Raw genomic sequence first — 25,663 nt, 5'->3', positions numbered from 1 at the left:
GTTGCTCGGTGGTCAGCGGCCACCGGCCCGCGTCCCCCTGGCGCATCGGCCCCGGGCGGACTCCCGAACGCTATCAGCGGTCAGGAAGCGTTGCGCGCCAACACACCCAGCATGCGCAGGGTGATCGTGTAGGCACCCGCAGCCTCCAACCGATCCATCGTGTCAACCACGTCCCGGTGCCGCACACGGGCGTTGCGGGCGCACTTCGGGCACTCGAACAGCCACGACCGCCCGCCGCGCTCCACACCGCCCCGGTCGCGCCGACGGGCCGTGACGGCGTCGCCGAGCGCCTGGTGGACCAGCCCGACCCACTCGCCATCCTCGCGGGCGAACCGCTCGATGCGGCGGGACCCATGCCCGTCGCAGTCGCCGTTCCCGCACACCACGTCGATCACCACGTCGTCGCTCACTTCTCCCCCACCCACTTGATCCGGATGCTGTCGAAGTCGCGGGTGCGGCCCCCGACGGTCTTGTTGATCACCGGCACCAGCAGCGCCCGCACCACCTCGCGTCGCTGCGGCACGGTCAACGCCTCCCACTTCGCACGGACCTCCCCGCCGATCAGCTCGCCGATCAACGGGGTGGTCGCGGCGGCACGGGCGCGCTTGTCGGCCGCCTCGATCCGTGGCAGCAGCTTCGCCTCGATCCGGGCCAGCGCGGCGGGCGTGAGCTTCCCGTCGGCGGCCTGGTCGTAGAACCCGTCCAGCCGTGCACGCAGGCCAGCCGCCTCGGTGCGTGCGGCGGCGGTTTCGCCGGAGTCGTCGTCGCGGAACAAGTCCCATGCGTCCTCGCGTTCCAACCGCGCGACCACGTGATCGGTCACCACCTGGTCCACCAGCCACATGGCGCGGACCACGCAGAACTTCTCCGAACAGGCGTAGGAGAACACACCCCGGTTCTTGATCCGCCGGCACTTCGCCCCGCACACCCCGCACCGCGCGATGTTCACTAGCAGGTGCTTGATCGACCCGTCGGAGTAGGTGCGGCGGCGTGGATCGGTGAGCTTCGAGTGCAGTGCCCAGAACTGGTCCGGCGGGATGATCGCGGGCCAGGCGGCCTCGACGCCGGGCAGGACTTCGCCCCGGAAGACGCGCAGGCCGGCCACGGTCGGGTTCGTGATGATCTGGCGCACACGACTCAGTTCCCACGGCCGCCCCGTGGGTGTGCGGATGCCGCGCTCGTTGAGGTCGATCGCGATCCGGTTCAACGGCTCGTTGGCCGCCGCGCGCCGCGCCATCTCGCGGATGATCGGCGCGGTCTCCTCGTCGGGCACCTGGCGCAGGAACGCGCCGGTCTTCGGGTCGTATTCGCGCCGGTAGCCGTAGGGGATCCGGCCGTGCGGGAGTCCCCTGTCGGCCTGGGAGCGCACCGTGCGGTCGATCCGCTTCGCGGTCTTCTCGCTCTCGTAACCGCTGTCCACGCCGTCCTCCGCCAGGGACCGCCAGTCCCGCGCGTTGGTGAGGTCGTACGTGCGGTTATGGCTGGTGACGTGGATCAGGACGCCGCGCTCCCGGCACGTGTCCAGCAACCCGGCCCACTCGACCAGCTTCCGACTGCCCCGGCTGGACTCCCAGAACACGAGCACGTCCAGGACGCCGCGCTCGATGTCGGCGAGGAGCCGATCCCAGTCCGGGCGGGATTTGCGGGCGAACCGGGACGCCGAGCGGTCGTTGTCGTCGTACTCCGCCGCGACGGTCCATCGGCGCTGCTCGCAGGCCGCCCGGTTGTCCGCGTTCTGCTCGTCCACCGATCGCCGGTTGCCGCGCCGGTCGTGGCTCACCCGGTCGTAGATTCCGGCACGCAGGCCGGCCTGGTCGCTTGACATGACGCATGTGTACTACGGAGGATGAGCCCGCTGACCGCGAGGACGTGGGCGAGACCCGCCGTGCGGAACTCCTCGATCACCCTGGGTGGGAGGCCGGAGGTGTCGCCGACGACGAGCGCGGGCAGCAACCCGGCCGGTTCGGGGTTGAGCGCGGTGCTCGCGTTCCGCAGTCCGGCCCGCAGGTCCTCGGCGACCCGCTGCCACACCGGCGCTTCGGTCACGTCCTGCGGCGGCCCGCGAACCCGCAGCACCGCGACCGTCAGCTCCCCTTCGCGAGGAAGCGCGAGGGTGCCGCGCGCGGTGACCCGTTGGCCGGGCAGGAGGTCCCGCCACCGCGCCGCCGGGGCCAGCACGGCGATCCGGCCGCCGCCGTCGAGCGATCCGCGCACCAGCACCAGGTCGACCCCGCTCGCCCTCGAGCCGAAACCGCTGGTGCGCAAGCCGTGCGGCCGGTTGTCCAGTTCGAAGTGGACAGTGGTGGGCGTGCCCCGCTCCGCCGCGACCCGCAAGGGATGGTGGGCCGCCCCGTGAACCTGGGCACCGATCCAGCACGCCGCCACCGGACCCGCGACAGCCACCGCCACGGCTGCCGGTCGCCACCGGCGCAAGGCCAAGCTGCCGATGGCGGCAGCGACCAGACCAACCACGGGCGCGGCCCACCACGTCAACAACAGCCCGGCCAAGGCCGTCGCCCACACCGCCAGCGCGGCAGGGACCAGATACGCACGAGGACTCACGACCTCACCCCCGAAGTAGGGCACGGAGAAGGAAGGGGAACTACGGAGAACGACGGCAGTCGGGCCGGCACCCGCGCCACCCGCCACGCCAAGTGCAGCCCGATGAGCGCCCTAGCCCAGGCCGTTTGTGCGGTTAGGACCAGGTGCTACAAGGGACCTGCGCCCGTGCCCGGGAACCCACGGCTGAGTTCAGAGAGGGCTGGCAGCGGCAGGTCCACCGCGAGTCCGCCCGCCTCCGGAGTGGCCCGACGAAGGGCGGTGCCACACCACCTGTGCCGCGCGGCCGAGTGCCAGCGCGACCGAGCGCACGCGGTGGTCATGGCCACGAGAGCGTTCGGAATGGCGGCGGCCCGACGGACAACCTGCCCTCACCCGTCCGGAGCGCGTGTGGGCGGAGCTGCACGCGCCCTCGAACCGAAGGCCCAGGGTTGGCAGAGGCCGGGACCAGGTGCGGATGAGCCGCCCTACGGGCCAGAGCCGAGCCGCGAGGGACCGCGGTGGCCGAACTGAAGGTGGAGGTCAGCAGTGGCCTGAGGATGGTGGTCTGCCGAGGACGCTATGGCCGGTATGTGGGCTCATAGGTCCGTGCCTTGGTTAAGGGCAGGCCGCCGAGAGTCGAGGTAAGTGCGGCACGTCCTGGTCGGAGAAAGGAGTCGGCGGGTGGGTTGTGGTGCGGTGGGGGTCGGGTGAGCGGGTCACGAGGTCACCCACCGGAACCTGGACAAGGTGGTGAGGCGGGAACCGGTGGTGCGAAGGGTGCGGCGGACGCGGTTCAGGAGTTGGTGGGTGCGGTGGTGGTTGGAGTGGTTGCGGTGCGGCGGATTGGGCCGTGGGTGGTGGTTCGTTGTGTGGGGATTCACGGCGTTGGGACGCATGGCGGTCTCCGAGTGGTGTCGAGGTGACGGCGGGGGTGCGGGGGTGCGGGGTGTCAGGCGGTCAAAGGCGGACGAGGTCGCGGAGTTTGGCCAGCTTCGCGTCGCCGATGCCCTCGATCTCGCCCAGTTGGTCCAGGGACGTGAACGGGCCGCGTTTCTGCCTTCGGTCGACGATGCGCTGTGCGGTCACCGGGCCCACGCCGGGCAGGGTGTCCAACTGGTCCTTGGTCGCGGTGTTCAGGTTCAGCGGCTCGGTGGTCGTGCCGGCCTGTTGCGGGACGGCGATGCCCACGGCGATCTGCTCGCCGTCGGCGACCTTGCGGGCGAGGTTCAGCGGGGTCAGGTCGGCGCCCGGGTTGGCGCCGCCCGCCGCTTGCAGCGCGTCGGCCACCCTGGCGCCGTTCGGCACGGTCACCAGGCCGGGGGTGGGCACCAGGCCGACCACGTTGACGACCAGTTGCTCCTCGGTGCGGGTGACGACGGCGGCCTCCGCCACCGGGAGGTCCGGTGGGCTCTCCGGCACGGGGCGCTCCCACCACAGGGCCAGGGCGACCACCAGCGCCACGCCGGCCATCACGCCCGCGAGCAGGATTCTGCGGCGGTGTGGGACGGCTGGTTCGGGCAGCCATCGGTGCAAGAGGCGGCGCAGAGGGGTGGGCGGGCCGGCGCGGCCGTCGGACGAGACGAAGACCAAGGTCTCGGCGTCCGACGCGCGGTGTCTGCCCCGCTCCTGGGAGATGAGGGCCTTCAGGCGGGCGGTCGTGGTTTCCGGGTTCTTGTCGAACATGGGCTCGACGTTAGGCCGGGTGGAGCAGGGGGTGGGGAGGGAGTTCTCGATCTGTGGATAACTGGCTGAATGATGGATAAGGAGAGCTAGGACACCCCTCCGGGCAGCACCACCACACCCAGCACACCGGGGCCCGTGTGCGCGCCGATCACGGCTCCGACCTCGGAAATCAGGCAGCCGGTCGAACCGGGCACGCGTTCGTCCAGCAACGTCGCCAGCTCCGCCGCGCGTTCCGGCGCGGCGAGGTGGTGGACAGCCAGGCCGACCGGCCCGGAACCCGCCGCCGACGCGGCCAGGTCGACCAGCCGGCCGATCGCCCGCCCCATCGTGCGCACCTTCTCCAGCGGCACGATCCGACCGTCGTCCACGTGCAACAACGGCTTCACCGCCAGCGCGGTGCCCACCAACGCGGCCGCGGCGCCGATCCGCCCACCTCGCCGCAGGTGGTCGAGCGTCTCCACGCAGAAGAACATCCTGACCCGGGCCGCAGCGGCCACCGCGGCTGCCTCCGCGCACTCCGCATCACCACCCGCGGCGCACGCGGCCAGCGCGGCGAACCCCAACCCCATGCCCGTGGCCCGCGAGTCGACCACCCTGATCCGGCTCGGGTCGACCTCCTCCGCGGCCAACCGCGCGGCCTCCCACGTGCCCGAAAGGTCACGGGACAGGTGCACGGAGACGATCTCCTCCGCGCCCTCCGCCAACGCGGACCGGTACACCTCGGCCAGCTCGCCCGGCGTCGGCCGGGACGTGGTCACCCGGCGGTGCTCGCCCAACGCGGCGGCCAGCTCGGCCGGCCCGAAGTCCACCCCGTCCAGCCTGCTGCGACCGTCCACGGCCACGTGCAGCGGCACGACCCGGATGCCGTGCCGCTCGGCGAACCCCTCGGGCAGGTACGCCGTGGAGTCGGTGACGATCGTGGTGGACACGAGTGCCGAGACTACGGCTCCGCCGCACCCGAGTGGCCGACCGCCACGGACCTGATCAGTTCCGCCATGGCCCGCCCGACCAGCTCGTGCCCCTCCCAGCCCCAGTGCATGCCGTCCGGGTTGCCGAGCCGTGACCGAAGGTGCTCGCCCACCAGCGGCGGCACGTCCAGCAGCGGCACGCCCGCGCCACCCGCCCACTCACGCAGCGCGCGTTCCCCCGCCGCACGCCCGCTGTGCACACCGGCGTACGCAGCCGAACAGTGCACCGAGGGCGTCATCCCGACCACCCTGATACCGGGCTGCAGCGCACGCACCGCGCACACCGAGTCGTTCAGGTACCGCACGGTCAAGCGAGGCGGCAGCGCCACCGGGTACCCGCAGAACGCCCGCGACAGCACCGGCTGCAACGTCCGGTACCCCGCCCGCGCCCGCCGCCGCAGCCCGTCCGGCCGCAGGTAGCGCAGGCCCTGCCGCAGGTAGGTCGGCAACGGCGACGGCAGCGTGTCCATGTGCCCCACTGCCAGCACCAACACGTCCGTGCGGGGCAGGAGCGACCACACCCGCGGGTCACCCGTCAACGACCACCAGGCGTCACGCGCCGTCCAGCCGAACCCCGCCGCCAGCTCCGCGTGCCCGCCCAACGCCGACGCCGCGACGTTCGGCCACAACCGGGGGTGATCGGCGGGCAACGGCCCCTGCGGACCGTGGAACGAGAGCGAATCGCCGAGGACGAGCAGTCTCACCGGGTGATTCCGGCGTTGTACGACGACAGCCGCCACCTGCCGTCGCCGTGCGGCCGGCGGGTGAACACGGTCCAGTGGCAGTTGCCGATACCGCCCAGCAGCGCCCAGCGGTCGACCGGCAGCTCCAGCAACCTCCCGGTCAACGCGCTGATCAGGCCGCCGTGCGCGCACAGCATGACCGTGCCGGAGAACTCCGCGTCCACGTCGGCCACCACGGCGAGCGCGCGCTCGGCGACCTCCACGCGCGTCTCGCCGTCCGGCGGCGACAGGGTGCCGTCGGCACGCCACAGGTCCAGCGCGCCCGGCCACTCCACCTCGATCTCGGTCGAGGTCAGCCCCTGCCACTTGCCCAGGTGCGTCTCGCGCAACCGTTCGTCGACGCGCAGGTCGACGCCGGTCGCGTCGGTGAACACCGTGGCGGTGTCCCGGGCGCGGCGCAGGTCGGACGCGACCACCAGCTCGGGCTCGAACCCGGCGAGCACCGGCACCGCGAACCGCGCCTGGTTCCACCCGGTCTCGGTCAGCGACGAGTCCAGGTGGCCCTGCATGCGGCCGGTCGCGTTGTAGTCGGTCTCACCGTGCCGCCACAGCACGAGCCGGTTCAGGGTCATGCCTCGGCGACCTCGTCGGCCGGCGGCCCGGCGTCGAACTCGATGCGCGGGCAGTCCTTCCACAGCCGCTCCAGGCCGTAGAAGGTGCGCTCCTCCGCGTGCTGGACGTGCACGACCACGTCCACGAAGTCCAGCAGGACCCAACGACCTTCGCGCGCGCCCTCACGGCGGACCGGCTTGCGGCCGGCCTCGCGCAACTTCTCCTCGACGCCGTCCACGATCGCGCCGACCTGCCGCTCGTTCGCGGCGGAGGCGATCACGAAGCAGTCCGTGATCACCAGTTGGTCGGACACGTCGAGCACGATCACGTCGTGCGCTTTCTTGTCGGCCGCCGCGTTAGCGGCGACCAGCGCCAACCGTCGTGCCTCGTCGGTGGCTGCCACGTCACTCCTCATCACACCGGCGGACGCCGTTACGCCCGCACGAGTCAATGAGGGTACCGGCGTCCCGGCTCAGTCCGGCATCGAGTAAAGCCGACGCTTGCTTATGTATTGGACGACACCATCCGGCACGAGGTACCAGACGGGCAGCCCGGAGGCGGTCCGGGCCCGGACGGCGGTCGACGAGATGGCCATCGCGGGCACCTCCACCAGCGACACCGCGCCCGGCGGCAGGTGCGTGTCGACCAGCTCATACCCCGGTCGGGTGACGCCGATGAAGTGGGCGAGGTCGAACACGTCGTCCGCACGCCGCCACGACAGGATCTGCTCCAACGCGTCCGCGCCGGTGATGAAGAACAGGTCCGAGTCCGGGTGCCTGGCCTTGAGGTCGGTGAGGGTGTCGACGGTGTACGTCGGCCCGGGCCGGTCGATGTCCACCCGGCTGACCGAGAACCGCGGGTTGGACGCGGTGGCGATGACCGTCATCAGGTACCGGTCCTCGGCGGCGCTGACCTCGCGCTCGCTCTTCTGCCAGGGCTGGCCCGTCGGCACGAAGACGACTTCGTCGAGGTCGAAGCGGGCCTGGACCTCGCTGGCCGCGACCAGGTGGCCGTGGTGCACCGGGTCGAAGGTGCCACCCATGACGCCGATCCGCCGGTTCGACATGGGAGGTGAGCCTAGTTCGGGTGGTGCGCGGGCGGCCGGTCGCTCCCCGAAAGGCCGCCCGCGCACTCGTCCCCCGGTCGCGGCCCTGGGGGAGTGGGCCGCATCCGCGGATCGCGCGGCCCACCCCGAATCAGGGCCGCACGACAGAGGAACGCGCACGTCAGGCGGCTATGACGCGATTGGCGGAACTTTTTTCCTAGACCTGGGGCGCGAGCACCGTGCCGTCGGACGAACGCACCAGGATGGCCTCCATCGGGCACGACTCCGCCGCGTCCACGACCGCGTCGTCCGGCTCGACCTCGGGCTTCACCGGCGTGGCGGTGCCGCCGTCCAACCGGAAGTGGTCCGGCGCGATCGACGTGCACATGCCCGTCCCCATGCACGTGGCCCGGTCGACTTCGATCGTCCACTCGCTCATCGGTCTACCACCTCACCAGTAGTCGTTCGGGGCCTCGCACCAGTCTGCCCTTCTTGAACACCACGTCGTCGGCCAACTCCAGGTGCGGGAACCTATTGAGCAAGGTCGAAATGCAGACCTGCAACTCCATCCTTGCCAAGGGCGCGCCGATGCAGTGGTGCACGCCGTGACCGAACGCGAAGTGCGGGTTGTGCTCGCGGTGGAAGTCCAGCTCATGGGGGTTGCGGAACACCGCGGGGTCGCGGTTGGCCACGAGCCCGTCCACGAACACCGCCTCGCCGGCGCGGACCGTCACGCCCGACAGCTCCACGTCGGCGGTGGCGATCCGGGGGAAGCCGGGCGCGCCGGACAGCTTCGTGATCCGCAGCAGCTCCTCCACGGCGGCCGGCACCAGCGACGGGTCGGCGCGCAGCTCCGCCAGCCGCTCCGGGTGGGTGAGCAGCTGGTAGACGAAGTTGCCGATCTCGCTGCCGGTCGTCTCGTGACCTGCGATGAGCAGCGTGACGCCGAACGAGACCAGCTCCTCCTCGGTGAGCCGGTCGTCGTTGTCGTGCGCGTGCACCAGCACGGTGAGCATGTCGTCGGCCGGGTTCTCGCGCTTGTCCTCGACCAGCTCGCGGATGTAGGCGCGCAGCGACGCCGCCGCGGCCTCGATCTCGGGCACGGTGAACGCGGTGATCGCCACCGCCGCGTCCGACCACTCGCGGAACTTGGCCCGGTCCAGCGCCGGCACGCCCAGCATCTCGCTGATGAGCGTGATGGCCACCGGCATGGCCAGGGCGTCGACCAGGTCGGCGGGCGGTCCCTGCGCCTCCATGTCGTCCAGCAGGCCGTCCACGATCTGCTGAGCGCGCTCACGCAGCTGACCGGTGCGACGGGCGGTGAACGCCTTGGCCAGGATCCGGCGCAGCCTCGTGTGCTCCGGCGGGTCCATGCTCAGGATGGTGGTGATGCCCGGCACCTCGGGCATGGTCCGCGGCGGGTCGTAGTCGGCGTCCATCACCGGCGCGCGGCTGAACCTCGGGTCGGCCAGCACGACCTTGGCATCGGCGTAGCGGGTGACCAGCCAGGCTTCACGGCCGTACGGCAGGCGCACGCGGGCCACCGGCTCGTCCCGCTGCAGTTCCAGGTAGGTCTCGTTGACGACGAGGTCGTCGGGTTCGGGGAACGGGTAGGGCCGGGCCGCCATCGCAAACCCCCACTGCCAGTGATCACTTGCACCCGACAGTAGGTACCTCGCCCGGCACGCGGGACGTGCTCCGCAACGCCGCTACGGCTTTCACCGGCGGCGCTGCGGAGCACCGTCCGCTAGGGCTGGGGCGCGAGGACCGCGCCGTCCGCCGAACGCACCAGGATCGCCTCCATCGGGCACGACTCGGCGGCGTCCACGACCGCGTCGTCCGGCTCGACCTCGGACTTCACCGGCGTGGCCGTGCCGCCGTCCAGCCGGAAGTGGTCCGGCGCGATCGACGTGCACATACCCGTCCCCATGCACACACTCCGGTCGACCTCGACCGTCCACTGGGTCACCGGTGTCACCAGGCCACGGGCAGGGCCTGCGGGCCGCGGATGAGCCGGCCCTTCTTGAACGTCACGTCACCGTCCAGCCGGAGCAGCGGGAACCGCTTGAGCAGGGTGCCGATGGCGACCTGCAGCTCCATCCGGGCCAGGGGCGCGCCGATGCAGTGGTGCGCGCCGTGGCCGAACATGATGTGCGGGTTGTGCTCGCGGTGGAAGTCCAGCTCGTGCGGGTTGGAGAACACCGACGGGTCGCGGTTGGCCGTGACGTTGTTGACGAACACCGCCTCGCCCGGCTTGATCGTCACGCCGGACAGCTCGACCTCGGCGGTCGCGATCCGGGGGAAGCCCGCGGAGCCGCCGAGCGCGGTGAACCGCAGCAGCTCCTCGATCGCGGCGGGCACCAGCGACGGGTCGGCCCTCAGCTCGCCGAGCCGCTCCGGCCGGCGCAGCAGCAGGAAGACGAAGTTGCCGATCTGGTTCGCGGTGGTCTCGTGCCCCGCCACCAGCAACGTCACCCCGAACGAGATCAGCTCCTCCTCGCTGAGCCGGTCCTCGTTGTCGCGTGCGGCGATCAGCACGGAGAGCATGTCGTCGGCGGGCTCGGCGCGCTTGCGCTCGATCAGCCCGGAGATGTAGCTCCGCAGCGCCTGGGTGGCCGCCATGATCTCTTCATGGGTGAACGCGGTGATCGCCACCGCACCCTCCGACCAGGCGCGGAACTGGCTCCGGTCCTCGAACGGCACGCCGAGCATCTCGCAGATGATCGTGATGGGCAGCGGCATGGCCAGCGACTCGACCAGGTTCGCGGGCGGACCCTGCGCCTCCATGTCGTCCAGCAGGCCGTCCACGATCTCCTGGGCGCGCTCGCGCAACTGCTCGGTGCGCCGCGCCGTGAACGCCTTCGCGACCAGCTTGCGCAGCCGGGTGTGGTCCGGCGGGTCCATGCTCAGGATGTTCGTGTCGGTCGGCATCGTCGGCAGGGTGCGGGGGACGTCGGCGCCCGGCTCCATCACCGCCGCTCGGCTGAACCTCGGGTCCGCCAGCACGGTCTTGACGTCCTCGTAGCGGGTCGCGAGCCAGCCCTCGCCGCCGTAGGGCAGCCGCACCCTGGCCACCGGCTCGTCCCGTTGCAGCTCGAAGTAGGTCGGATTGATCTCGAGGTGGTCGAGTTCGGCGAACGGATAGGCCCTGGTCTCCATCATCTACCCCCATGTAAGCACTCGCTTACATCCGACAGTAGGGAGGTCGTCACGGACCGTCAACCGGGTTCGGTGTGTTCCAGCAGGACGGACGCGGCTCGCGTCACCAGGGCCGTAACCGTGGCGGCGTCGGCGTCCGCGAGGGGCTGTTTGCCGAACACGCTGCGCAGCACGCCGATGCCCACCACCCACGCCAGGACGAGGTCCGCGCGCAGCTCCGCGTCCTCCGCGTCCGTAAGGGACGACAGAGCGCGCGCGTACTCCTCCCCCAACTGCCGCCGCACGACCTCCGCCGCCGAGTCGTGGTGCGAGGACCGCAGCACCGCGTACAACGGGTGGTCCTCGCGCCTCGGCTTCTCCTCCATCATCCGCAGCAGCACGTTGCGCAACAGGTGCTCGACGGGCGAGTCCTCCAGCAGCGCACGGCTCTGCGTGGCCAGCACGGTCGCGAACAAGGCGTCCTTGCTGCCGTAGTAGCGGAACAGCAGGGCCTGGTTCACGCCCGCGAGGCTCGCGATGTCACGCACCGTGGTGCGGTCGAACCCGCGCTCGCCGAACAGCTTCGTGGCGGCGTCCAGCAACGCCGCCTTGGTCGCGGCGGCGTCCCGGGGCCTGCTCACGACCTCGGCCGGACGTGCCCCTCGCCCCAGACCACCCACTTGGAGGAGGTCAGCTCGGCCAACCCCATCGGGCCGCGGGCGTGCAGCTTCTGGGTGGAGATGCCGATCTCCGCGCCCATGCCGAACTCGCCGCCGTCGGTGAACGCGGTGGACGCGTTGACCATGACCGCCGCCGCGTCGACCCTGGTGGTGAACCGGCGGGCCGCGGCGAGGTCGCTGGTCACGATCGCCTCGGTGTGGCCGGAACCGTGCGCGGCGATGTGCTCGATGGCCTCGTCGATCGAGCCGACCACGCGGGCGGCGATGTCCAGCGACAGGTACTCGGTGTCCCAGTCCTCGTCGGTGGCGGGCTGGACGCGGGGGTCGGCGGCGAACCGCTCGTCGCCGTGGATGGTGACGTTCTCGACCTTGAGGGCGTCGGTGATGCGGGGCACGAACTCGTCCGCGATCGCGGCGTGCACCAGCAGCGACTCGGCCGCGTTGCACACGCTCGTGCGCCGGGTCTTGGAGTTGAGCACGATGCGCTGCGCCATGTCGAGGTCGGCGCTCGCGTCCACGTACACGTGCACGTTGCCGACGCCGGTCTCGATGGCCGGCACGGTGGCCTGCTGCACGACGGCGTTGATCAGGCCCGCGCCACCGCGCGGGATGACCAGGTCGACCAGGCCGCGCGCGGTGATCAGGTGGGTGACCGAGGCGCGGTCGTGGCACGGCAGCAGCTGCACGGCGTCCGCGGGCAGGCCCGCGGTCTCCAGCGCGTCGCGCAGGATCGCGACCAGCGCGGTGTTCGAGTGCTCGGCGGTGGACGAGCCGCGCAGCAGGGCCGCGTTGCCGGACTTCAGCGCCAGGCCGGCCGCGTCCACGGTGACGTTCGGGCGGGCTTCGTAGACCATGCCGACCACGCCCATCGGGACGCGGACCTGCTTGAGCTCGAGGCCGTTCGGCAGGATCGAGCCGCGCAGCACCTCGCCGATCGGGTCCGGGAGGCCGGCCACCGTCTCCAGGCCCTGGGCCACGCCGTCGATGCGGGCCTCGGTGAGCGTGAGGCGGTCGAGCAGGCCCTGGTTCAGCCCCGCGGCCCTGCCCGCTTCGAGGTCCTTGGCGTTGGCCTCCAGCACCTCGGTGGCGCGGGTGCGCAGCGCGGTGGCCATCTCGTGCAGTGCGGCGTCCTTGCTCTCACGGGTGGCGAGGACGAGCTCGTTGGCGGCGACACGGGCGCGCCGGGCCGCGGCGTGCACCTGTTCGCGCAGGTCATCAGTCACGCCGTCCAGCCTACGGTCACCCGGTCGTGGCTGTCTTCGAGGTTCCCGAGGATCGGACGGCCGTCCACGATCGAGTGAAGCTGCGGCCGGGACCGTCGCACAGGTGTCCGTCTTGTCGGGGCCGTCTGCCACTGTGTCGGCATGGACGACAGCGCGTTGCGGGAACTGGCCGAGGAGCGGCTGAGGGCTTTGGCGGGCCCTCAGGCCGTGCTGCGTGACGACCAGTGGACGGCCATCCACGCGCTGGTGTCCGAACGGCGGCGGGCGCTGGTGGTGCAGCGCACGGGGTGGGGCAAGTCCGCCGTGTACTTCATCGCCACGGCGTTGCTGCGGTCCCTGGGCGAGGGGCCGACGGTGATCGTGTCACCGTTGCTGGCGTTGATGCGCAACCAAGTCGACGCGGCCGCGCGGGCGGGCGTGCACGCGGCGACGATCAACTCGGCCAACACCGACGAGTGGCAGGACGTGCAGGACCGGGTGGCGTCCGGTGACGTGGACGTGCTGCTGGTGTCGCCGGAGCGGCTGAACAACCCGGACTTCCGGGACACGGTGCTGCCGTCGCTGACCGCGTCGGCGGGGCTGCTGGTGGTGGACGAGGCGCACTGCATCTCCGACTGGGGTCACGACTTCCGGCCGGACTACCGGCGGCTGCGGACGTTGCTGACCGAACTGCCGGCGGGCGTGCCGGTGCTCGCCACCACGGCCACGGCCAACGACCGGGTGGTGCGGGACGTGGCCGACCAGCTCGGGCTGGGCGCGGGCACGGACACGCTGGTGCTGCGCGGGCCGCTGGACCGGGAGAGCCTGCGGCTGTCCGCCGTCCGGCTGCCCACCGCCGAGGCGAGGCTGGGGTGGCTGGCCGAGCGGCTGGCGCAGCTGCCCGGCTCGGGGATCATCTACACGCTCACGGTGGCGGCGGCGGACGACGTGGCGGCGTTCCTGCGCGAACGCGGCTACGAGGTGACGTCGTACTCGGGCCGCACCGACCCGGCCGAGCGCCAGCGGGCCGAGGAGGACCTGCTGGCGAACCGCGTCAAGGCGCTGGTGGCGACGTCCGCGCTGGGCATGGGGTTCGACAAGCCGGACCTGGGGTTCGTGGTGCACCTCGGCGCGCCGCCCTCCCCCATCGCCTACTACCAGCAGATCGGCCGCGCGGGACGTGGGGTGGAGCGGGCCGAGGTGCTGCTGCTGCCCGGTCCGGAGGACAAGGACATCTGGGCGTACTTCGCGTCGCTGGCGTTCCCGCCGGAGCACGTGGTGCGGCAGGTGCTCGACGTGCTGCCGGCGGAGCGGGCGATGTCGACGGCGGCGCTGGAGCCGATGGTCGAGCTGTCGCGCACCCGGCTGGAAGTGGTGCTGAAGGTGCTCGACGTGGACGGCGCCGTGCGGCGGGTGCGCGGCGGGTGGGTGTCGACGGGGCAGCCGTGGTCCTACGACGCCGAGCGGTACGAGCGGATCGAGGCGGCGCGGCGGGTGGAGCGGCAGGCGGTGCTGGACTACCTGGCCACCGACGGCTGCCGCATGGAGTTCCTGTTGCGGCAGTTGGACGACCCGCACGCGGCGCCGTGCGGTCGGTGCGACAACTGCACGGGGCAGCGGCCGTCGGAGGAGGTGTCGGACGTGGCGGCGTCGGCGGCGCGGGAACGGCTGCTGCGGCCCGGCGTCGAGGTGGAGCCGCGCAAGATGTGGCCGACCGGGATGGCGGCGGCCGGGGTGTCGTTGTCCGGGAAGATCCCGGCGGGCGAGCTCGCGGCGACGGGGCGGGCGTTGGGGCGGTTGACCGACATCGGCTGGGGCAACCGGTTGCGGTCGTTGTTCGCCGAGGCCGACCAGGAGATCCCCGAGGACGTGTTCGCCGCGTGCGTGAAGGTGTTGTCCGCGTGGAAGTGGGCGGAACGGCCGGTGGGCGTCGTGACGGTCGGGTCGCGGAGCAGGCCCGCGCTCGTGGGCAGCTTCGGGCAGCGGATCTCGACGGTGGGGCGGCTGCCGCTGCTCGGGCAGGTGTGGCTGGGCGAGGCGGCGCGCCGGGCCAACAGCGCGCAGCGGCTGGCGGGGCTGGTGCGCGAGACCGACGTGCCGGATCTGTCCGGTGTGGACGGTCCGGTGCTGCTGGTCGACGACCAGGTCGACACGGGGTGGACCATGACGGTCGCCGCCCGGCTGCTGCGGCGGGCGGGTGCGTCGGCGGTGCTGCCGTTCGCGTTGGCGGTGACGGCGTGACGGAGGAGGTGGGGACGACGGGGTGAGACTCACGACGGAACGGTTGGTGCTGCGGCCTTTCACGGCGGCCGACGCGCCCGCGTTCGCCGCGTACCGGTCCGATCCGGACGTGGCCAGGTACCAGGGTTGGGAGACGCCGTTCTCCTTGGCGCAGGCCGAGGAGTTCGTGCGGGAGGTCGCCGCGGCCGACCCGACCGCACCGGGCTGGTACCAGTTCGCGGCCGAGGCGGACGGGGTGCTCGTCGGCGATGTCGGCGTGGGTCTGCACGAGAACCGGATGCAGGCCGACATCGGGTACACGCTGGCGCCCGCGCACCAGGGGCGCGGGTACGCGTCGGAGGCCGTGCGACGGGTGTTGGCCTACTTGTTCGAGGTACGAGGGCTGCACCGGGTGGCCGCCGAGTGCGACGCCCGCAACGTGAGGTCGGCGCGGTTGCTGGCCAGGCTCGGTTTCCGCCAGGAGGGACACCGGGTGCAGAGCACGTGGGCGAAGGGAGAGTGGACGGACGACCTGCTGTTCGGCCTCTTGGCCACCGAATGGCGGGCGGCACGGTGACGCGGACCAGCGGTGTCGGGTCGGCGCAGGTCCTGGTGTCGGCGAAATCTTCGGGGTTCGACCCGCGATCCTCGGGGGCGGGCTCGTAACCCTCGGGGGTGGATCGGCAACCCATGGGGGTGTGCCGGCGATCCTCGGGGGTGGACTGGCGATCCTCGGGGGTGGTGGGCCTGACCCCCGATCAAAAGTTCGCGGTGTCGAGGGCTGGCGCATCGGGGGGTGGTTCGCGGCACATTGTGCCCATGCTGGAAATGCTCATCGCCGGAACGGCGCCGGTGACGATCCCGATCGTGGCCATCACCGCCTGGCTACTGATCGCCTTGCGCGGCACCACACCCGCGCAGCGCCCCAAGATCATTCGGGCGCTCGCCTACTTCGTCATGGCGTTGGTCTCGGCCTTCCGCACCGCGCGGGGCGGTGCAGTGGGACCGAGAGGCGGGCCGCGGCGAGGTGGGGACGGAATTCGGTGAAGGATCTACCGACTTCAGCGGCTTTGTGGTTGTGTCCAACCCATGGCTGCCCTGGAGACCGAGCCCCAGCACCGCCTGCCCGTCCGCAAGCTCGTCGCGGCGAGTATCGGGAACGCCATCGAATGGTACGACTGGACCATCTACGCGACCTTCTCGATCTACTTCGCCACCCAGGTCTTCCCCAAGGACAACCCGCAGCTCGCGCTGGTCAACACGCTCGCGGCGTACGCGCTCGCGTTCTTCTTCCGCCCCTTGGGCGGGTACCTGCTCGGGCGGTTCGCTGACCTGCGCGGACGGCGGACGGCGATGTTGCTGACCATCGTCCTGATGGCCGGCGGCTCGGTCGCCATCGGTCTGCTGCCGACCTACTCGCAAGTGGGGTGGCTGGCGCCGATCCTCCTGCTGCTGGCCCGCATCGCGCAGGGCCTGTCGCTGGGCGGTGAGGTCTCCAACGCCTCCGCGTACCTGGCGGAGATCGCGCCGCCGCACCGGCGGGGGCGGTACTCGGCGTTCTTCTACATCTCCACCGGCGCCGCGGTGCTGACCGCGTCACTGCTCGGGTACGGGTTGGCCCGCACGCTCGACAAGGCCGAGTTGGCGTCGTACGGCTGGCGCATCCCGTTCCTGGTCGGCGGCGTGCTCGGCCTGGTCGGCCTGTGGATGCGGCGCAGCCTGGAGGAGACCGAGCAGTTCGAGCACAACAAGGCCAAGGCCCAGCAGCTCAAGCGCCCGCTGCTGACGACCCTGCGCGAGCACCCCAAGGCGGTCGGGCGGCTCGTCGGCTTCACCATGCTGTCGACGCTGTGCTACTACACGTTCTTCAGCGCGCTGACGCCGTTCGCGGTGACCAAGCGGGGCGCGGACGACGGGGACGTGTTCCTCGCCCTGTCCATCGCGACGGTCCTGTTCATCGCCCTGCAGTACCCGATGGGCGCGCTGTCGGACCGGGTCGGCCGCAAACCGCAGCTGCTGGTCTGGTCGGCCGCGACGGCGGTGCTGGTGGTGCCGCTGTCCACGCTGATCGGGCCGGGTGTCGGCAACCTGCTGCTCGTCTTCTGCGTCGGCCTCGGCCTCTACACGGCCATGACGTCGATCGCGCCCGCCGTGATGAGCGAGTTGTTCCCGACCGAGCTGCGCGCCCTCGGCATCGGCTCCTGGTACAACCTGACCGTGGCGCTGTTCGGCGGCACCGCACCGCTGGTGATCCAGTGGTTGCCGGGCAGCACGTTCTTCGTCTACGTCGCGGCCGGGGCCGCCATCGCGTTCGTCGTGATCCTCACGATGCCCGAGACGAAGGGCAGCGAACTGCGCTAGTCCTCGGCGGTCAGACGGGCCAGCGGCTCGCCGGACAGGTCGCGCAGGGCGGCCAGCACCGTCGCACGGCGGGCCGGGGTGAGTTCGGCCAGGAAGGCGTCCTCCATGCGCCGGACCGCGGCACGGGCGCCGCGCAACCGCTTGCGCCCCTCCGCGGTCGGCTCGATGATCCGCGCCCGCCGGTCGTCCGGATCGGGCCGCCGGGACACCAGCCCTTCGGCCTCCATCCCGTCGATGATCGCGACCATCTTCGTCTTGTCCACGTCGACCGCCCTGGCCAGCGCCAACTGGGTCGGCGCGGCGCCCCGGGACAGCTCGGTGAGCACGACGTAGGCCCACATGCCCAGCCCGTGCCGCTCCAGCAGCGGCAATTCCGCGGCGACGAGCGCCTTGGCCAGCCGGTGCAGCAGCGCGGCGAGGTCCTGCCGCTCCTCCTCGACCATGCCGGTGATGGTAGTCACCACAAATCGTCTCAGTTTCCAACTATCTTGAGTTGAGACGATCTGTCGGGCGGAACACCGTGGAGTCGACGTGCTCAGGAGCAAGTGGATCACCGGCCCGGAGGCGGCCTTCGCGGGACCGCTGCTCGTCAGCGTCACCGAGTTCACGCTGGCCGATCTCCGCCGCACGCCGGGCGCCTACCGGGCGGGCTTCACGCTCAGCCGCGAGTGGCCTCGTTTGAAGGGCGCGGTCGGCCTGTGGCTGTGGGCCGAACCGCTGCGCAAGCGCCTCGGCTCGGTGTCGGTGTGGCGCGATCGCGCGGGCATGCGCGGCTTCGTCGGCCTGCCCGCCCACGTCGCGATCATTCGGAGGTACCGGGATCTCGGCGTCACCCGCGCCACCACCTGGCACACCGACGACGTCGACCCGCACGTGATCTGGCGGGCGGCCGGCCGGTGGCTGGGTGACGGCGGCTAGGCCCGCAACGGCACCAGGTCGTCGGCGTGCACGACCTCGCGGCGCTGCTCGGCCGGGAGGTCGCTGGTCTTGCGGCCGATCAACGAGGGCAGCTCGGTGGCGTCGAACCCGACCACCCCGCGTGCCACCACGTGCCCGGACAGGTCGACCAGCTCGACCACGTCACCGGCCTCGAACGCACCTTCCACGCCGGTGATGCCCGCCGCCAGCAGCGAACGCCGGCGGCCGACGACCGCGGCCACCGCGCCGTCGTCCAGCACCAGCCTGCCGGTCGCGTCGGCCGCGTGCCCGAGCCAGAAGCGGCGGGCGGACAGCCTCGGGCCGGTCACCGCGAACGCCGTGCCGACGTCCGCCGTGCTCAACGCCCGGTACGCGTCCGCCGCACCCGCCAGCAGCACGGGGATGCCCGCCGACGCCGCCAGCCTGGCCGCCGCCAGCTTCGACGCCATGCCGCCGGTGCCCAGCCCCGACGCGCCGACCGAACCCGCCCGCACACCGTCCACGTCGGACGCGCCGGCCACCTCGGTGACGCGTCGCGCGCCCGGCTGCCGGGGATCGCCGTCGTAGAGCGCGTCGACGTCGGAGAGCAGGAACAACGCGTCCGCGCCGACCAGGTGCGCCACCAGGGCGGCCAACCGGTCGTTGTCGCCGAACCGGATCTCCTCGGTGGCCACCGTGTCGTTCTCGTTCACGACCGGCACCGCGCCCAAGGCCAGCAGCCGGGAGAACGTGCGCTGCGCGTTGCGGTAGTGCGACCGCCGCACGACGTCGTCCGCGGTGAGCAGCACCTGCCCGACGGTCAACGAGAACCGCCCGAACGAGTTCGCGTACGCGTGCGCCAACGCCAACTGGCCGACGCTCGCCGCCGCCTGCTGCGTCGCCAGGTCACGGGGCCGCCGCGTCACGCCCAACGGCGCGAGGCCGGCCGCGATCGCGCCCGACGACACCAGCACCACCTGGCTGCCCGCCGCGCACCGCGCCGCGACCGCGTCCACCACAGCGTCCAACCGCGCCCGGTCGAGCCCGCCCGCGGCGGTGGTCAACGACGACGACCCGACCTTCACCACGACCCGGGACGCCGCGGACACCGCCTGCCGGGCCTGCGACGCCGCCACCGATCCGATCACTCGTCGTCGTCCTCGTCGAACTCGTCGTACTCGCCGGGGATGCGACGGGCCTTCTTCGCCGCCAACCGCTCGGACGCGCCGACGCGGTTGCTGGCCTCCAGCCGCGCGTCCGTGCCGCGGCCGCTCATGGTCATGGCGATGCCCGACGGCGTCGTCGGCTCCCAGTCGAACACCAGGTCGCCGATGGTGACCTGGCAGCCCGGCTCGGCGCCCTTCTTGACCAGCGCGTCCTCGACGCCGAGGCGCGCGAGCCGGTCGGCGAGGTAGCCGACGGCCTCGTCGTTGTTGAAGTCGGTCTGCCGGATCCACCGCTCGGGCCGCTCGCCGCGCACGATGAAGCCGCCCTCGGTCAGCGGGTCCTCCACCACGGTGAAGCCCTGGTCGTCCACGGCCTTGGGCCGCAGCACGATCCGCGTCGACTCCTGCTTCGGCTTCGCCGACCGGTACTCCTCGACCACGCGCGCCAACGCGAACGTCAGCTCGCGCAGGCCCTCGCGGCTCGCCGTGGACACCTCGAACACGGGCAGGCCGCGTGCCTCGATGTCCGGGCGCACCAGCTCGGCCAGCTCGCGGGCCTCGGGGACGTCGATCTTGTTCAGCACCACGACGCGCGGCCGTTCGGCCAGGTCGTCGGCCAGGGAGGGGGTGTACTTCGCCAGCTCCTCCTCCAGCGCGTCGATGTCCGACAGCGGGTCGCGGTCCGCCTCGTAGGTCGCGCAGTCCACGACGTGCACCAGCACCGCGCAGCGCTCGATGTGCCGCAGGAAGTCCAGGCCGAGGCCCTTGCCCTCGGACGCGCCGGGGATCAGGCCGGGCACGTCCGCCATGGTGAAGATGGTCTCGCCGCCGGTGATCACGCCCAGGTTCGGCACCAGCGTGGTGAACGGGTAGTCGGCGATCTTCGGCTTGGCCGCGGACAGCACCGAGATCAGCGAGGACTTGCCCGCCGACGGGAAGCCGAGCAGGCCGACGTCCGCGACGGACTTCAGCTCGAGCACGAGGTCGTGCTGCTCCCCCGGCTCGCCCAGCAGGGCGAACCCGGGCGCCTTGCGGGCCTTGGACGCCAGCGAGGCGTTGCCGAGGCCGCCGCGGCCGCCCTGGGCCGCGATCAGCCGGGTGCCTTCGCCGACGAGGTCCGCGACCACCTCGCCGTCGGGTGTCATGACGACCGTGCCATCGGGCACGCGCAGTTCGAGGTCCGCGCCGTGCGCGCCGTCGCGGTTGCCGCCCTGGCCGCCCTTGCCGCTGCCGGCGGCGGCGTTGGGGCGGAAGTGGAAGTCGAGGAGCGTGTGGACCTGCGAGTCCACGACCAGCACGACGTCGCCGCCCTTGCCGCCGTTGCCGCCGTCGGGGCCACCGAGCGGCTTGAACTTCTCGCGGTGCACGGACGCGACCCCGTTGCCCCCGTCACCTGCGGCGACGTGGATGACGACCCGGTCGACGAAGCGGGACACGGGGGACTTCCTTTCCTAAAGAAGCAACGAGGGGCGGGAGCCGGAATGCACCGGTCCCGCCCCTCGTCGGAGGTCGTTCCGTCGTCGCCCGAGGCGCTTAAGCAGCAGCCTCGACCGGGACGATGTTCACGGTCTTGCGACCGCGCTTGGTGCCGAACTCGACCGCACCGGCCGACAGCGCGAACAGCGTGTCGTCCTTGCCGCGGCCGACGTTGACGCCGGGGTGGAACTTGGTGCCGCGCTGGCGGATCAGGATCTCACCGGCCTTGACGACCTGACCACCGAACCGCTTGACGCCGAGGTACTGGGCGTTGGAGTCACGGCCGTTGCGGGAGCTGGAGGCGCCCTTCTTGTGTGCCATGGCTAGTCAGATCCTCACTTACCGGTGATGCCGGTGACCTCGACGCGGGTCAGCTTCTGGCGGTGACCCTGGCGCTTGTGGTAGCCGGTCTTGTTCTTGAACTTGTGGATGCGGATCTTGGGGCCCTTGGTCTGCTCGACGACCTTGCCGGTCACCGAGAACTTCGCCAGGGCGTCCGCCGCGGAGGTGACGTCATCGCCGTCCACAACGAGGAGCGGCGCCGCGAAGGTGATCTCGGTGTCCGGCTCGCCTTCGAGCTTCTCGACCTCGATGACGTCGCCGACAGCCACCTTGTACTGCTTGCCGCCGGTCTTGACGATCGCGTACATCGGGACGGAAGTCTCCTGCTACTCGACGGGACGGGATCGCGCGCGCCTCGGCTGCACTGATAACGAGCGAGCTGGGCTTCACGCGACAGGGCCCACCGGACGGCGGGCCGCGTATCAGGTTACGTGGCGGTGGACGGCGTGGTCAAACCGGGGTGGGCGTACCGACCTGGAAACGCCGGAACCGCTGCTCAGACGGGCTGCGCAGCGGTTCCGGCGAGGCGTCGGGTCAGCTCTCCTTGACCCCGTCCAGCGGCGGCCCGGCGGGCCGGGAGGCGGCACGGCGGGCCGTGCGGCGACGCGTGGTCACCGCGGGCGCGTTCGGCTCGACGTGGCCGTTGACCGCCTGCTCGGCGACCGGGGCCGGAGTCGAGTCGCTCGGCCGGGTGACCGGCGGGACCTCCACCGGCGCCACCGCGACGGGCGGGGTGACGGGCTCGGGCACCATGGCGGGCTTGGTCACCCGCCGGCGGGTCCGCCCCGTCTTGACGGACGCCTCGACCGGCGCCGACGGGGTCTCGACCGCGGCGACCGGCGCCGACGGCGTCTCGACGTCCAGCTCCGGCTCGGGCTCGGCAGCGGCCTCGGCGACCGCCGCGGCGGGCTCGGCGACCGGCTCCTCGACGGGCACCTCGGCCACCGCCTCGACCGGGGGCTCCACCGGGGCGGGCTCGGCGGGCGGGGCCGCCTGGGCGGGCTCGGAGACCGGCTCCGCGACCGCCGTGTCCGCGCCCGCGGCAGGGCTCGTCGGCGTGGCGGCGAACTCGTCGCCGTGCTTGACGACCGCACCGGCCTCGCGGCGGGCCCGGCGGCGTTGGCGGCGGTCGCGCTTCGGGGTTTCCGGCGCGGCCTCCTCCTCCACCACGGCGGACACGGGCTCGACCGACGCCGGCTGCTCCGCGATCGCCTCGGGCTCCTCGGTCGGCTCCACGGTCTGCTCGGCCACGGGCTCCGGGGTCTCCGCGTGCTTGGCGCGGCGCGACTTGCGGCCACCGCCCTGCTGCTGCGACGGCTGCTGCTGTTGCTGCTGGCCACCGCCGCCGTTGCCGTGCGCGTGCATCGACTCGGTCGTCACGACCAGGCCGCGCCCGCGGCAGTGCTCGCAGGTCGTCGAGAACGCCTCCAGCAGGCCGGTGCCGACCCGCTTGCGCGTCATCTGCACCAGGCCCAGCGACGTCACCTCCGCCACCTGGTGGCGGGTGCGGTCACGGCCGAGGCACTCGGTCAGCCGGCGCAGCACCAGGTCGCGGTTCGACTCCAGCACCATGTCGATGAAGTCGATCACGATGATGCCGCCGATGTCGCGCAACCTGAGCTGGCGGACGATCTCCTCGGCCGCCTCCAGGTTGTTCCGGGTCACCGTCTCCTCGAGGTTTCCACCCGATCCGGTGAACTTGCCGGTGTTGACGTCGATGACCGTCATCGCCTCGGTGCGGTCGATGACCAGGTAGCCGCCCGAGGGCAGCCAGACCTTGCGGTCCAGCGCCTTGAGCAGCTGCTCGTCGATGCGGTACTCGGTGAACGCGTCGCTGGTGCCCACGTGCTTGCGCAGCCGTTCCTGGAGGTCGGGCGCGACGTGCCGCACGTAGCCGTCGATGGTCTCCCACGCGTCCGAGCCCTGGACGACGAGCGCGGCGAAGTCCTCGGTGAACAGGTCGCGCACGACCTTCACCAGCAGGTCCGGCTCTTCGTACAGCAGCTGCGGGGCCTGGGCCTTGGGCGTGTCGGCCTTGTCCTTGATGACCTGCCACTGCGCCTGCAGGCGGGTGACGTCGCGGGCCAGCTCCTCCTCGGCGATGCCCTCCGAGGCGGTGCGGATGATGACGCCCGCGTCCTCGGGGACGACGCGCTTGAGGATGTCCTTGAGGCGCTTGCGCTCGTTGTCGGGCAGCTTGCGGCTGATGCCGGTCGCGCCACCGCCGGGCACGTACACCAGGAAGCGGCCGGGCAGGCTGATCTGGGTGGTCAGCCGGGCGCCCTTGTGGCCGACCGGGTCCTTGGTGACCTGCACCAGCACGCTGTCGCCGGTCGAGAGGGCCTGCTCGATCTTGCGGGCCTTGCCCTCGAGGCCGGCCGCGTCCCAGTCGACCTCGCCCGCGTACAGCACCGCGTTGCGGCCGCGGCCGATGTCGATGAACGCCGCCTCCATCGAGGGCAGCACGTTCTGCACCCGGCCGAGGTAGACGTTGCCGACCAGCGAGCCGGTGCCCGACGAGGTCACGAAGTGCTCGACCAGGACGCCGTCCTCCAGCACCCCGATCTGCGTGCGGTCGCCGCGCTCGCGCACCACCATCGTGCGCTCCACGGCCTCGCGGCGGGCCAGGAACTCGGCCTCGGACAGCACGGGGGCACGGCGGCGACCGGCCTCGCGGCCGTCACGGCGGCGCTGGCGCTTGGCCTCGAGCCGGGTCGACCCGCGGACGCTGCGCACCTCGTTCTGCGCGGCCTCGGAGTCGGCCTTGTCGTCACGGGCGTCGCGGCTGGGCTCGCGGACGTGGACGACCGTGTTCGGCGGGTCGTCCTCGCTCGGCGCGGCCTCTTCGTCGGCGCCGGTCTTGCGGCGACGGCGACGCCGACGGCGGCGGCTGCCGGGGCCCTCGTCCTCGGCCGACGCCTCGTCGGCGGTCTCGGCCTCGGCTTCGACCGCCTCGGCCTGCTCCTCGCCGTTCTCGTCGTCGCCGTTCTCGTCGCCGACGCCCTTGCCGCGACCGCGGCCACGGCGGCCACGACGGCGGCGGCGGCGGCCTTCGCCCTCGTCGCCGGCGTCGTCGGCGGCTGCGTGCTCGTCGGTGTCTTCCTCGGTCTCGTCGAGGTCCTCGTCCCGACTGACCGGGGCTTCCTTGACCACCGGGGTCGGCGGCAGGAACACCGCGGACGGCGGCGCGAACAGCGGCACCAGCGGCGCGACCTCGCGGGCCACCCGCACCGGTTCCTCGGTCTGCTCGTCCACCTCCCCGGTGACGATGTCGTCCCAGTTCAGGAGGCTCTCGGCGACCTTGAGCGCGAGATCGCGGCTCACGCTGGACTGCGCGCCCTTCACCGTCTCACCGAGGTCGGCGAGGGCGGCCACCACGTCCTTGCTGCTCGCGCCGAGCAGCTTGGCCAGCGCGTGCACCCGCAGCTTGGCGGGCAGGTCCGCCAGATCCGGGTGTCCGGGTGTGGCGTTACCCCCGCCGGCGGCGCCGGCAGGCTTTTCCGTGTTCGACAATGCAGCTCCTCCGCCCCCGGGCGCGTCCCAACCGACGCGGCCGCGCAGGGGCCTCTCTTGTCCACTCACCGCCGCGGCTGGCGGCGGGAATCCTTGCCTCGCGCTGTGGCGCGCACCCGTGGGGCACGCGGCACAGCAGGTCCTATAACACTTTCGACGACGCCGTCAGCGCCGCTCCGACACCGCCCGGTCAGACCTCCGCCGCCCTGTCCAGGGCAAGCGGGTCGACCAGGCCGCCTTCATCGTCCAGCCGCCCCTGCGCCATCCGGGTCGCCTTCGCGGGGACCGGCGGAACCAGGTCGGCGACGACTCGGAGCGCACTCAGCACGTCGTCGGGCCTCACGGTAGGGGTTGTCTGCCGTACGACCGTCATGAGTATCCCACACGGCTGTGACAAATCTCGTGCATCGTGTCCGGCGTCGCTCGAATGCGCCTCGACCTCGGCCGACACGATCGCCGGCCGCACGTCCACGATCTTCTTCCCGTCCTTGGTCAGCCGCTCGACCTCGACGGATGCCGAGCCCATCAGCGCGGTCACGGCTTCGGTCAGCTCTTCGGGCGACACGCCGGGCAGCTCGACCCGCCACGCGCTGGCCTCGATCCGCTCGGGCAGCGTGCCGCCGGCGGACTGGACGACCTCCAGCACGTCCAACCCGGGCGGCAGCACGGCGTCCAAGGCGGTCCGCAGCGCCTCCGGGTCGACCTGGTCGACGACGGACACCTCGACGTACTCGGCCTCGCTCGCCACGCCCGTGGGCGCCGCGCCGACCCATGACACCTTCGGGTGAGGGCTGAAGCCCTGGGAATAGGCCATGGGGACGCCTGCCCGACGCAGCGCGCGCTCGAACGTGCGCGCGATGTCACGGTGTGACGTGAACCGCAGCCGACCGCGTTTGGCGTAGCGCAGTCGGAGCTTCTGCACAGGTGCGGCCGACGGGTTGGGCTGCTGCTGGCGGCTCAGTGCTACTCCCCTTGGGTGCCGGGTGGCCCGCGACGGGGTGAGCACCCCGACGGTCCACGCTCCTACTCCACGAGGACGGTACCTTGGACCTGTTCGGCACCGTTGCGCTTGTCTGCTCCGCCCGGTCTGGCTACGGTCCGGCACCAGCACTCCGATCGACGGTTCGCCCTGACGT

The 25,663-nt window shown here is 71.9% G+C and carries 27 protein-coding genes; 5 read left to right on the top strand and 22 right to left on the bottom strand.

Annotated elements, in window-relative coordinates; all coding sequences use genetic code 11:
- Window positions 1-80: 80 nt before the first annotated feature.
- The 15 genes from ACZ7GX_RS19030 to ACZ7GX_RS18960 form a co-directional block, all read right to left on the bottom strand.
- The gene (locus ACZ7GX_RS19030; RefSeq protein WP_498778356.1) at window positions 81-410 is read right to left on the bottom strand and encodes a hypothetical protein; all 330 of its coding nucleotides are present in this window, start codon (window positions 408-410) and stop codon (window positions 81-83) included.
- On the bottom strand, window positions 407-1,825 hold the full coding sequence (locus ACZ7GX_RS19025) for a recombinase family protein (RefSeq protein WP_498778355.1): 1,419 nt from the start codon (window positions 1,823-1,825) through the stop codon (window positions 407-409). The genes ACZ7GX_RS19030 and ACZ7GX_RS19025 overlap by 4 nt, the downstream gene beginning before the upstream one ends.
- Window positions 1,777-2,562, bottom strand: a complete 786-nt coding sequence (locus ACZ7GX_RS19020; RefSeq protein WP_498778354.1) for a ComEC/Rec2 family competence protein — start codon at window positions 2,560-2,562, stop codon at window positions 1,777-1,779. The genes ACZ7GX_RS19025 and ACZ7GX_RS19020 overlap by 49 nt, the downstream gene beginning before the upstream one ends.
- A 936-nt stretch (window positions 2,563-3,498) precedes the next feature.
- A complete protein-coding gene (locus ACZ7GX_RS19015) occupies window positions 3,499-4,224 on the bottom strand; it encodes a ComEA family DNA-binding protein (RefSeq protein WP_498778353.1) in 726 nt (241 codons plus the stop codon).
- An 86-nt stretch (window positions 4,225-4,310) separates the two neighbouring features.
- Window positions 4,311-5,153, bottom strand: a complete 843-nt coding sequence (locus tag ACZ7GX_RS19010) for a DegV family protein (RefSeq protein ID WP_498778352.1) — start codon at window positions 5,151-5,153, stop codon at window positions 4,311-4,313.
- A gap of 11 nt (window positions 5,154-5,164) precedes the next feature.
- Window positions 5,165-5,896 (bottom strand): diglucosylglycerate octanoyltransferase, encoded by a 732-nt coding sequence (gene octT, locus ACZ7GX_RS19005; protein WP_498778351.1) that lies wholly within the window; start codon window positions 5,894-5,896, stop codon window positions 5,165-5,167.
- Window positions 5,893-6,507, bottom strand: coding sequence for a histidine phosphatase family protein (locus tag ACZ7GX_RS19000; RefSeq protein WP_498778350.1), 615 nt, complete (start codon window positions 6,505-6,507; stop codon window positions 5,893-5,895). Before ACZ7GX_RS19000 ends, octT begins: the two co-directional genes overlap by 4 nt.
- The gene (gene rsfS / locus ACZ7GX_RS18995) at window positions 6,504-6,890 is read right to left on the bottom strand and encodes a ribosome silencing factor (protein ID WP_498778349.1); all 387 of its coding nucleotides are present in this window, start codon (window positions 6,888-6,890) and stop codon (window positions 6,504-6,506) included. The genes ACZ7GX_RS19000 and rsfS overlap by 4 nt, the downstream gene beginning before the upstream one ends.
- Before the next feature lie 69 nt (window positions 6,891-6,959).
- The gene (nadD, locus tag ACZ7GX_RS18990) at window positions 6,960-7,553 is read right to left on the bottom strand and encodes a nicotinate-nucleotide adenylyltransferase (protein WP_498778348.1); all 594 of its coding nucleotides are present in this window, start codon (window positions 7,551-7,553) and stop codon (window positions 6,960-6,962) included.
- A 196-nt stretch (window positions 7,554-7,749) separates the two neighbouring features.
- Complete coding sequence (locus tag ACZ7GX_RS18985) at window positions 7,750-7,971, bottom strand: ferredoxin (protein WP_498778347.1); 222 nt, start codon at window positions 7,969-7,971, stop codon at window positions 7,750-7,752.
- A 4-nt stretch (window positions 7,972-7,975) separates the two neighbouring features.
- A complete protein-coding gene (locus ACZ7GX_RS18980) occupies window positions 7,976-9,160 on the bottom strand; it encodes a cytochrome P450 (RefSeq protein ID WP_498778346.1) in 1,185 nt (394 codons plus the stop codon).
- Window positions 9,161-9,279: 119 nt separating this feature from the next.
- Window positions 9,280-9,501, bottom strand: a complete 222-nt coding sequence (locus ACZ7GX_RS18975; protein ID WP_498778345.1) for a ferredoxin — start codon at window positions 9,499-9,501, stop codon at window positions 9,280-9,282.
- Between the two features lie 5 nt (window positions 9,502-9,506).
- Window positions 9,507-10,694, bottom strand: coding sequence for a cytochrome P450 (locus ACZ7GX_RS18970; protein WP_498778344.1), 1,188 nt, complete (start codon window positions 10,692-10,694; stop codon window positions 9,507-9,509).
- 56 nt (window positions 10,695-10,750) lie between these two features.
- Window positions 10,751-11,311, bottom strand: a complete 561-nt coding sequence (locus ACZ7GX_RS18965) for a TetR/AcrR family transcriptional regulator (RefSeq protein ID WP_498778343.1) — start codon at window positions 11,309-11,311, stop codon at window positions 10,751-10,753.
- Window positions 11,308-12,573: a glutamate-5-semialdehyde dehydrogenase gene (locus tag ACZ7GX_RS18960; RefSeq protein WP_498778342.1), complete on the bottom strand. Its 1,266-nt coding sequence runs from the start codon at window positions 12,571-12,573 to the stop codon at window positions 11,308-11,310. The genes ACZ7GX_RS18965 and ACZ7GX_RS18960 overlap by 4 nt, the downstream gene beginning before the upstream one ends.
- A 141-nt stretch (window positions 12,574-12,714) precedes the next feature.
- Between ACZ7GX_RS18960 and ACZ7GX_RS18955 the strand changes: the two genes are divergently transcribed.
- The 4 genes from ACZ7GX_RS18955 (at window position 12,715) to ACZ7GX_RS18940 (ending at window position 17,133) form a co-directional block, all read left to right on the top strand.
- Window positions 12,715-14,793, top strand: a complete 2,079-nt coding sequence (locus ACZ7GX_RS18955) for a RecQ family ATP-dependent DNA helicase (protein WP_498778341.1) — start codon at window positions 12,715-12,717, stop codon at window positions 14,791-14,793.
- A 22-nt stretch (window positions 14,794-14,815) separates the two neighbouring features.
- On the top strand, window positions 14,816-15,349 hold the full coding sequence (locus tag ACZ7GX_RS18950) for a GNAT family N-acetyltransferase (protein WP_498778340.1): 534 nt from the start codon (window positions 14,816-14,818) through the stop codon (window positions 15,347-15,349).
- 242 nt (window positions 15,350-15,591) lie between these two features.
- Complete coding sequence (locus ACZ7GX_RS18945) at window positions 15,592-15,819, top strand: hypothetical protein (protein ID WP_498778339.1); 228 nt, start codon at window positions 15,592-15,594, stop codon at window positions 15,817-15,819.
- Window positions 15,820-15,861: 42 nt separating this feature from the next.
- Complete coding sequence (locus ACZ7GX_RS18940; RefSeq protein ID WP_498778338.1) at window positions 15,862-17,133, top strand: MFS transporter; 1,272 nt, start codon at window positions 15,862-15,864, stop codon at window positions 17,131-17,133.
- Here the strand turns inward: ACZ7GX_RS18940 and ACZ7GX_RS18935 are convergent.
- A complete protein-coding gene (locus ACZ7GX_RS18935) occupies window positions 17,130-17,594 on the bottom strand; it encodes a MarR family winged helix-turn-helix transcriptional regulator (protein WP_498778337.1) in 465 nt (154 codons plus the stop codon). The two genes, ACZ7GX_RS18940 and ACZ7GX_RS18935, sit on opposite strands and share 4 nt — an antisense overlap.
- A 70-nt stretch (window positions 17,595-17,664) precedes the next feature.
- On the opposite strand from ACZ7GX_RS18935, the gene ACZ7GX_RS18930 reads away from it, so the two are divergent.
- The gene (locus ACZ7GX_RS18930; protein WP_498778336.1) at window positions 17,665-18,051 is read left to right on the top strand and encodes a hypothetical protein; all 387 of its coding nucleotides are present in this window, start codon (window positions 17,665-17,667) and stop codon (window positions 18,049-18,051) included.
- On the opposite strand, the gene proB is transcribed toward ACZ7GX_RS18930, so the two are convergent.
- From proB to ACZ7GX_RS18900, 6 genes are all read right to left on the bottom strand, one after another.
- Window positions 18,048-19,178: a glutamate 5-kinase gene (gene proB, locus ACZ7GX_RS18925; RefSeq protein WP_498778335.1), complete on the bottom strand. Its 1,131-nt coding sequence runs from the start codon at window positions 19,176-19,178 to the stop codon at window positions 18,048-18,050. The two genes, ACZ7GX_RS18930 and proB, sit on opposite strands and share 4 nt — an antisense overlap.
- Window positions 19,175-20,632, bottom strand: coding sequence for a GTPase ObgE (gene obgE, locus ACZ7GX_RS18920; protein ID WP_498778334.1), 1,458 nt, complete (start codon window positions 20,630-20,632; stop codon window positions 19,175-19,177). The genes proB and obgE overlap by 4 nt, the downstream gene beginning before the upstream one ends.
- Before the next feature lie 97 nt (window positions 20,633-20,729).
- Window positions 20,730-20,993, bottom strand: a complete 264-nt coding sequence (gene rpmA / locus ACZ7GX_RS18915; protein WP_498778333.1) for a 50S ribosomal protein L27 — start codon at window positions 20,991-20,993, stop codon at window positions 20,730-20,732.
- A gap of 14 nt (window positions 20,994-21,007) precedes the next feature.
- Window positions 21,008-21,322, bottom strand: coding sequence for a 50S ribosomal protein L21 (rplU, locus tag ACZ7GX_RS18910; RefSeq protein ID WP_053722830.1), 315 nt, complete (start codon window positions 21,320-21,322; stop codon window positions 21,008-21,010).
- 226 nt (window positions 21,323-21,548) lie between these two features.
- Window positions 21,549-24,527, bottom strand: coding sequence for a translation initiation factor IF-2 N-terminal domain-containing protein (locus ACZ7GX_RS18905; RefSeq protein WP_498778332.1), 2,979 nt, complete (start codon window positions 24,525-24,527; stop codon window positions 21,549-21,551).
- Window positions 24,528-24,717: 190 nt separating this feature from the next.
- Window positions 24,718-25,449, bottom strand: a complete 732-nt coding sequence (locus ACZ7GX_RS18900) for a TIGR03936 family radical SAM-associated protein (protein ID WP_498778331.1) — start codon at window positions 25,447-25,449, stop codon at window positions 24,718-24,720.
- Window positions 25,450-25,663: the final 214 nt, after the last annotated feature.

It is taken from the genome of Actinosynnema sp. NPDC037264, assembly GCF_055603705.1.
This window is presented reverse-complemented; position numbering and strand designations above follow the sequence as displayed.

Bases quoted from the DNA above. Each gene is read 5' to 3' on its own strand.
- ACZ7GX_RS19025 (WP_498778355.1), bottom strand. From the start codon at position 1,825: ATGTCAAGCGACCAGGCCGGCCTGCGTGCCGGAATCTACGACCGGGTG.
- nadD (WP_498778348.1), bottom strand. From the start codon at position 7,553: ATGTCGAACCGGCGGATCGGCGTCATGGGTGGCACCTTCGACCCGGTG.
- ACZ7GX_RS18980 (WP_498778346.1), bottom strand. From the start codon at position 9,160: ATGGCGGCCCGGCCCTACCCGTTCCCCGAACCCGACGACCTCGTCGTC.
- ACZ7GX_RS18945 (WP_498778339.1), top strand. From the start codon at position 15,592: ATGCTGGAAATGCTCATCGCCGGAACGGCGCCGGTGACGATCCCGATC.
- ACZ7GX_RS19015 (WP_498778353.1), bottom strand. From the start codon at position 4,224: ATGTTCGACAAGAACCCGGAAACCACGACCGCCCGCCTGAAGGCCCTC.
- ACZ7GX_RS18940 (WP_498778338.1), top strand. From the start codon at position 15,862: ATGGCTGCCCTGGAGACCGAGCCCCAGCACCGCCTGCCCGTCCGCAAG.
- rpmA (WP_498778333.1), bottom strand. From the start codon at position 20,993: ATGGCACACAAGAAGGGCGCCTCCAGCTCCCGCAACGGCCGTGACTCC.
- ACZ7GX_RS18955 (WP_498778341.1), top strand. From the start codon at position 12,715: ATGGACGACAGCGCGTTGCGGGAACTGGCCGAGGAGCGGCTGAGGGCT.
- ACZ7GX_RS18970 (WP_498778344.1), bottom strand. From the start codon at position 10,694: ATGATGGAGACCAGGGCCTATCCGTTCGCCGAACTCGACCACCTCGAG.
- ACZ7GX_RS19000 (WP_498778350.1), bottom strand. From the start codon at position 6,507: ATGACCCTGAACCGGCTCGTGCTGTGGCGGCACGGTGAGACCGACTAC.
- rplU (WP_053722830.1), bottom strand. From the start codon at position 21,322: ATGTACGCGATCGTCAAGACCGGCGGCAAGCAGTACAAGGTGGCTGTC.
- ACZ7GX_RS18985 (WP_498778347.1), bottom strand. From the start codon at position 7,971: ATGAGCGAGTGGACGATCGAAGTCGACCGGGCCACGTGCATGGGGACG.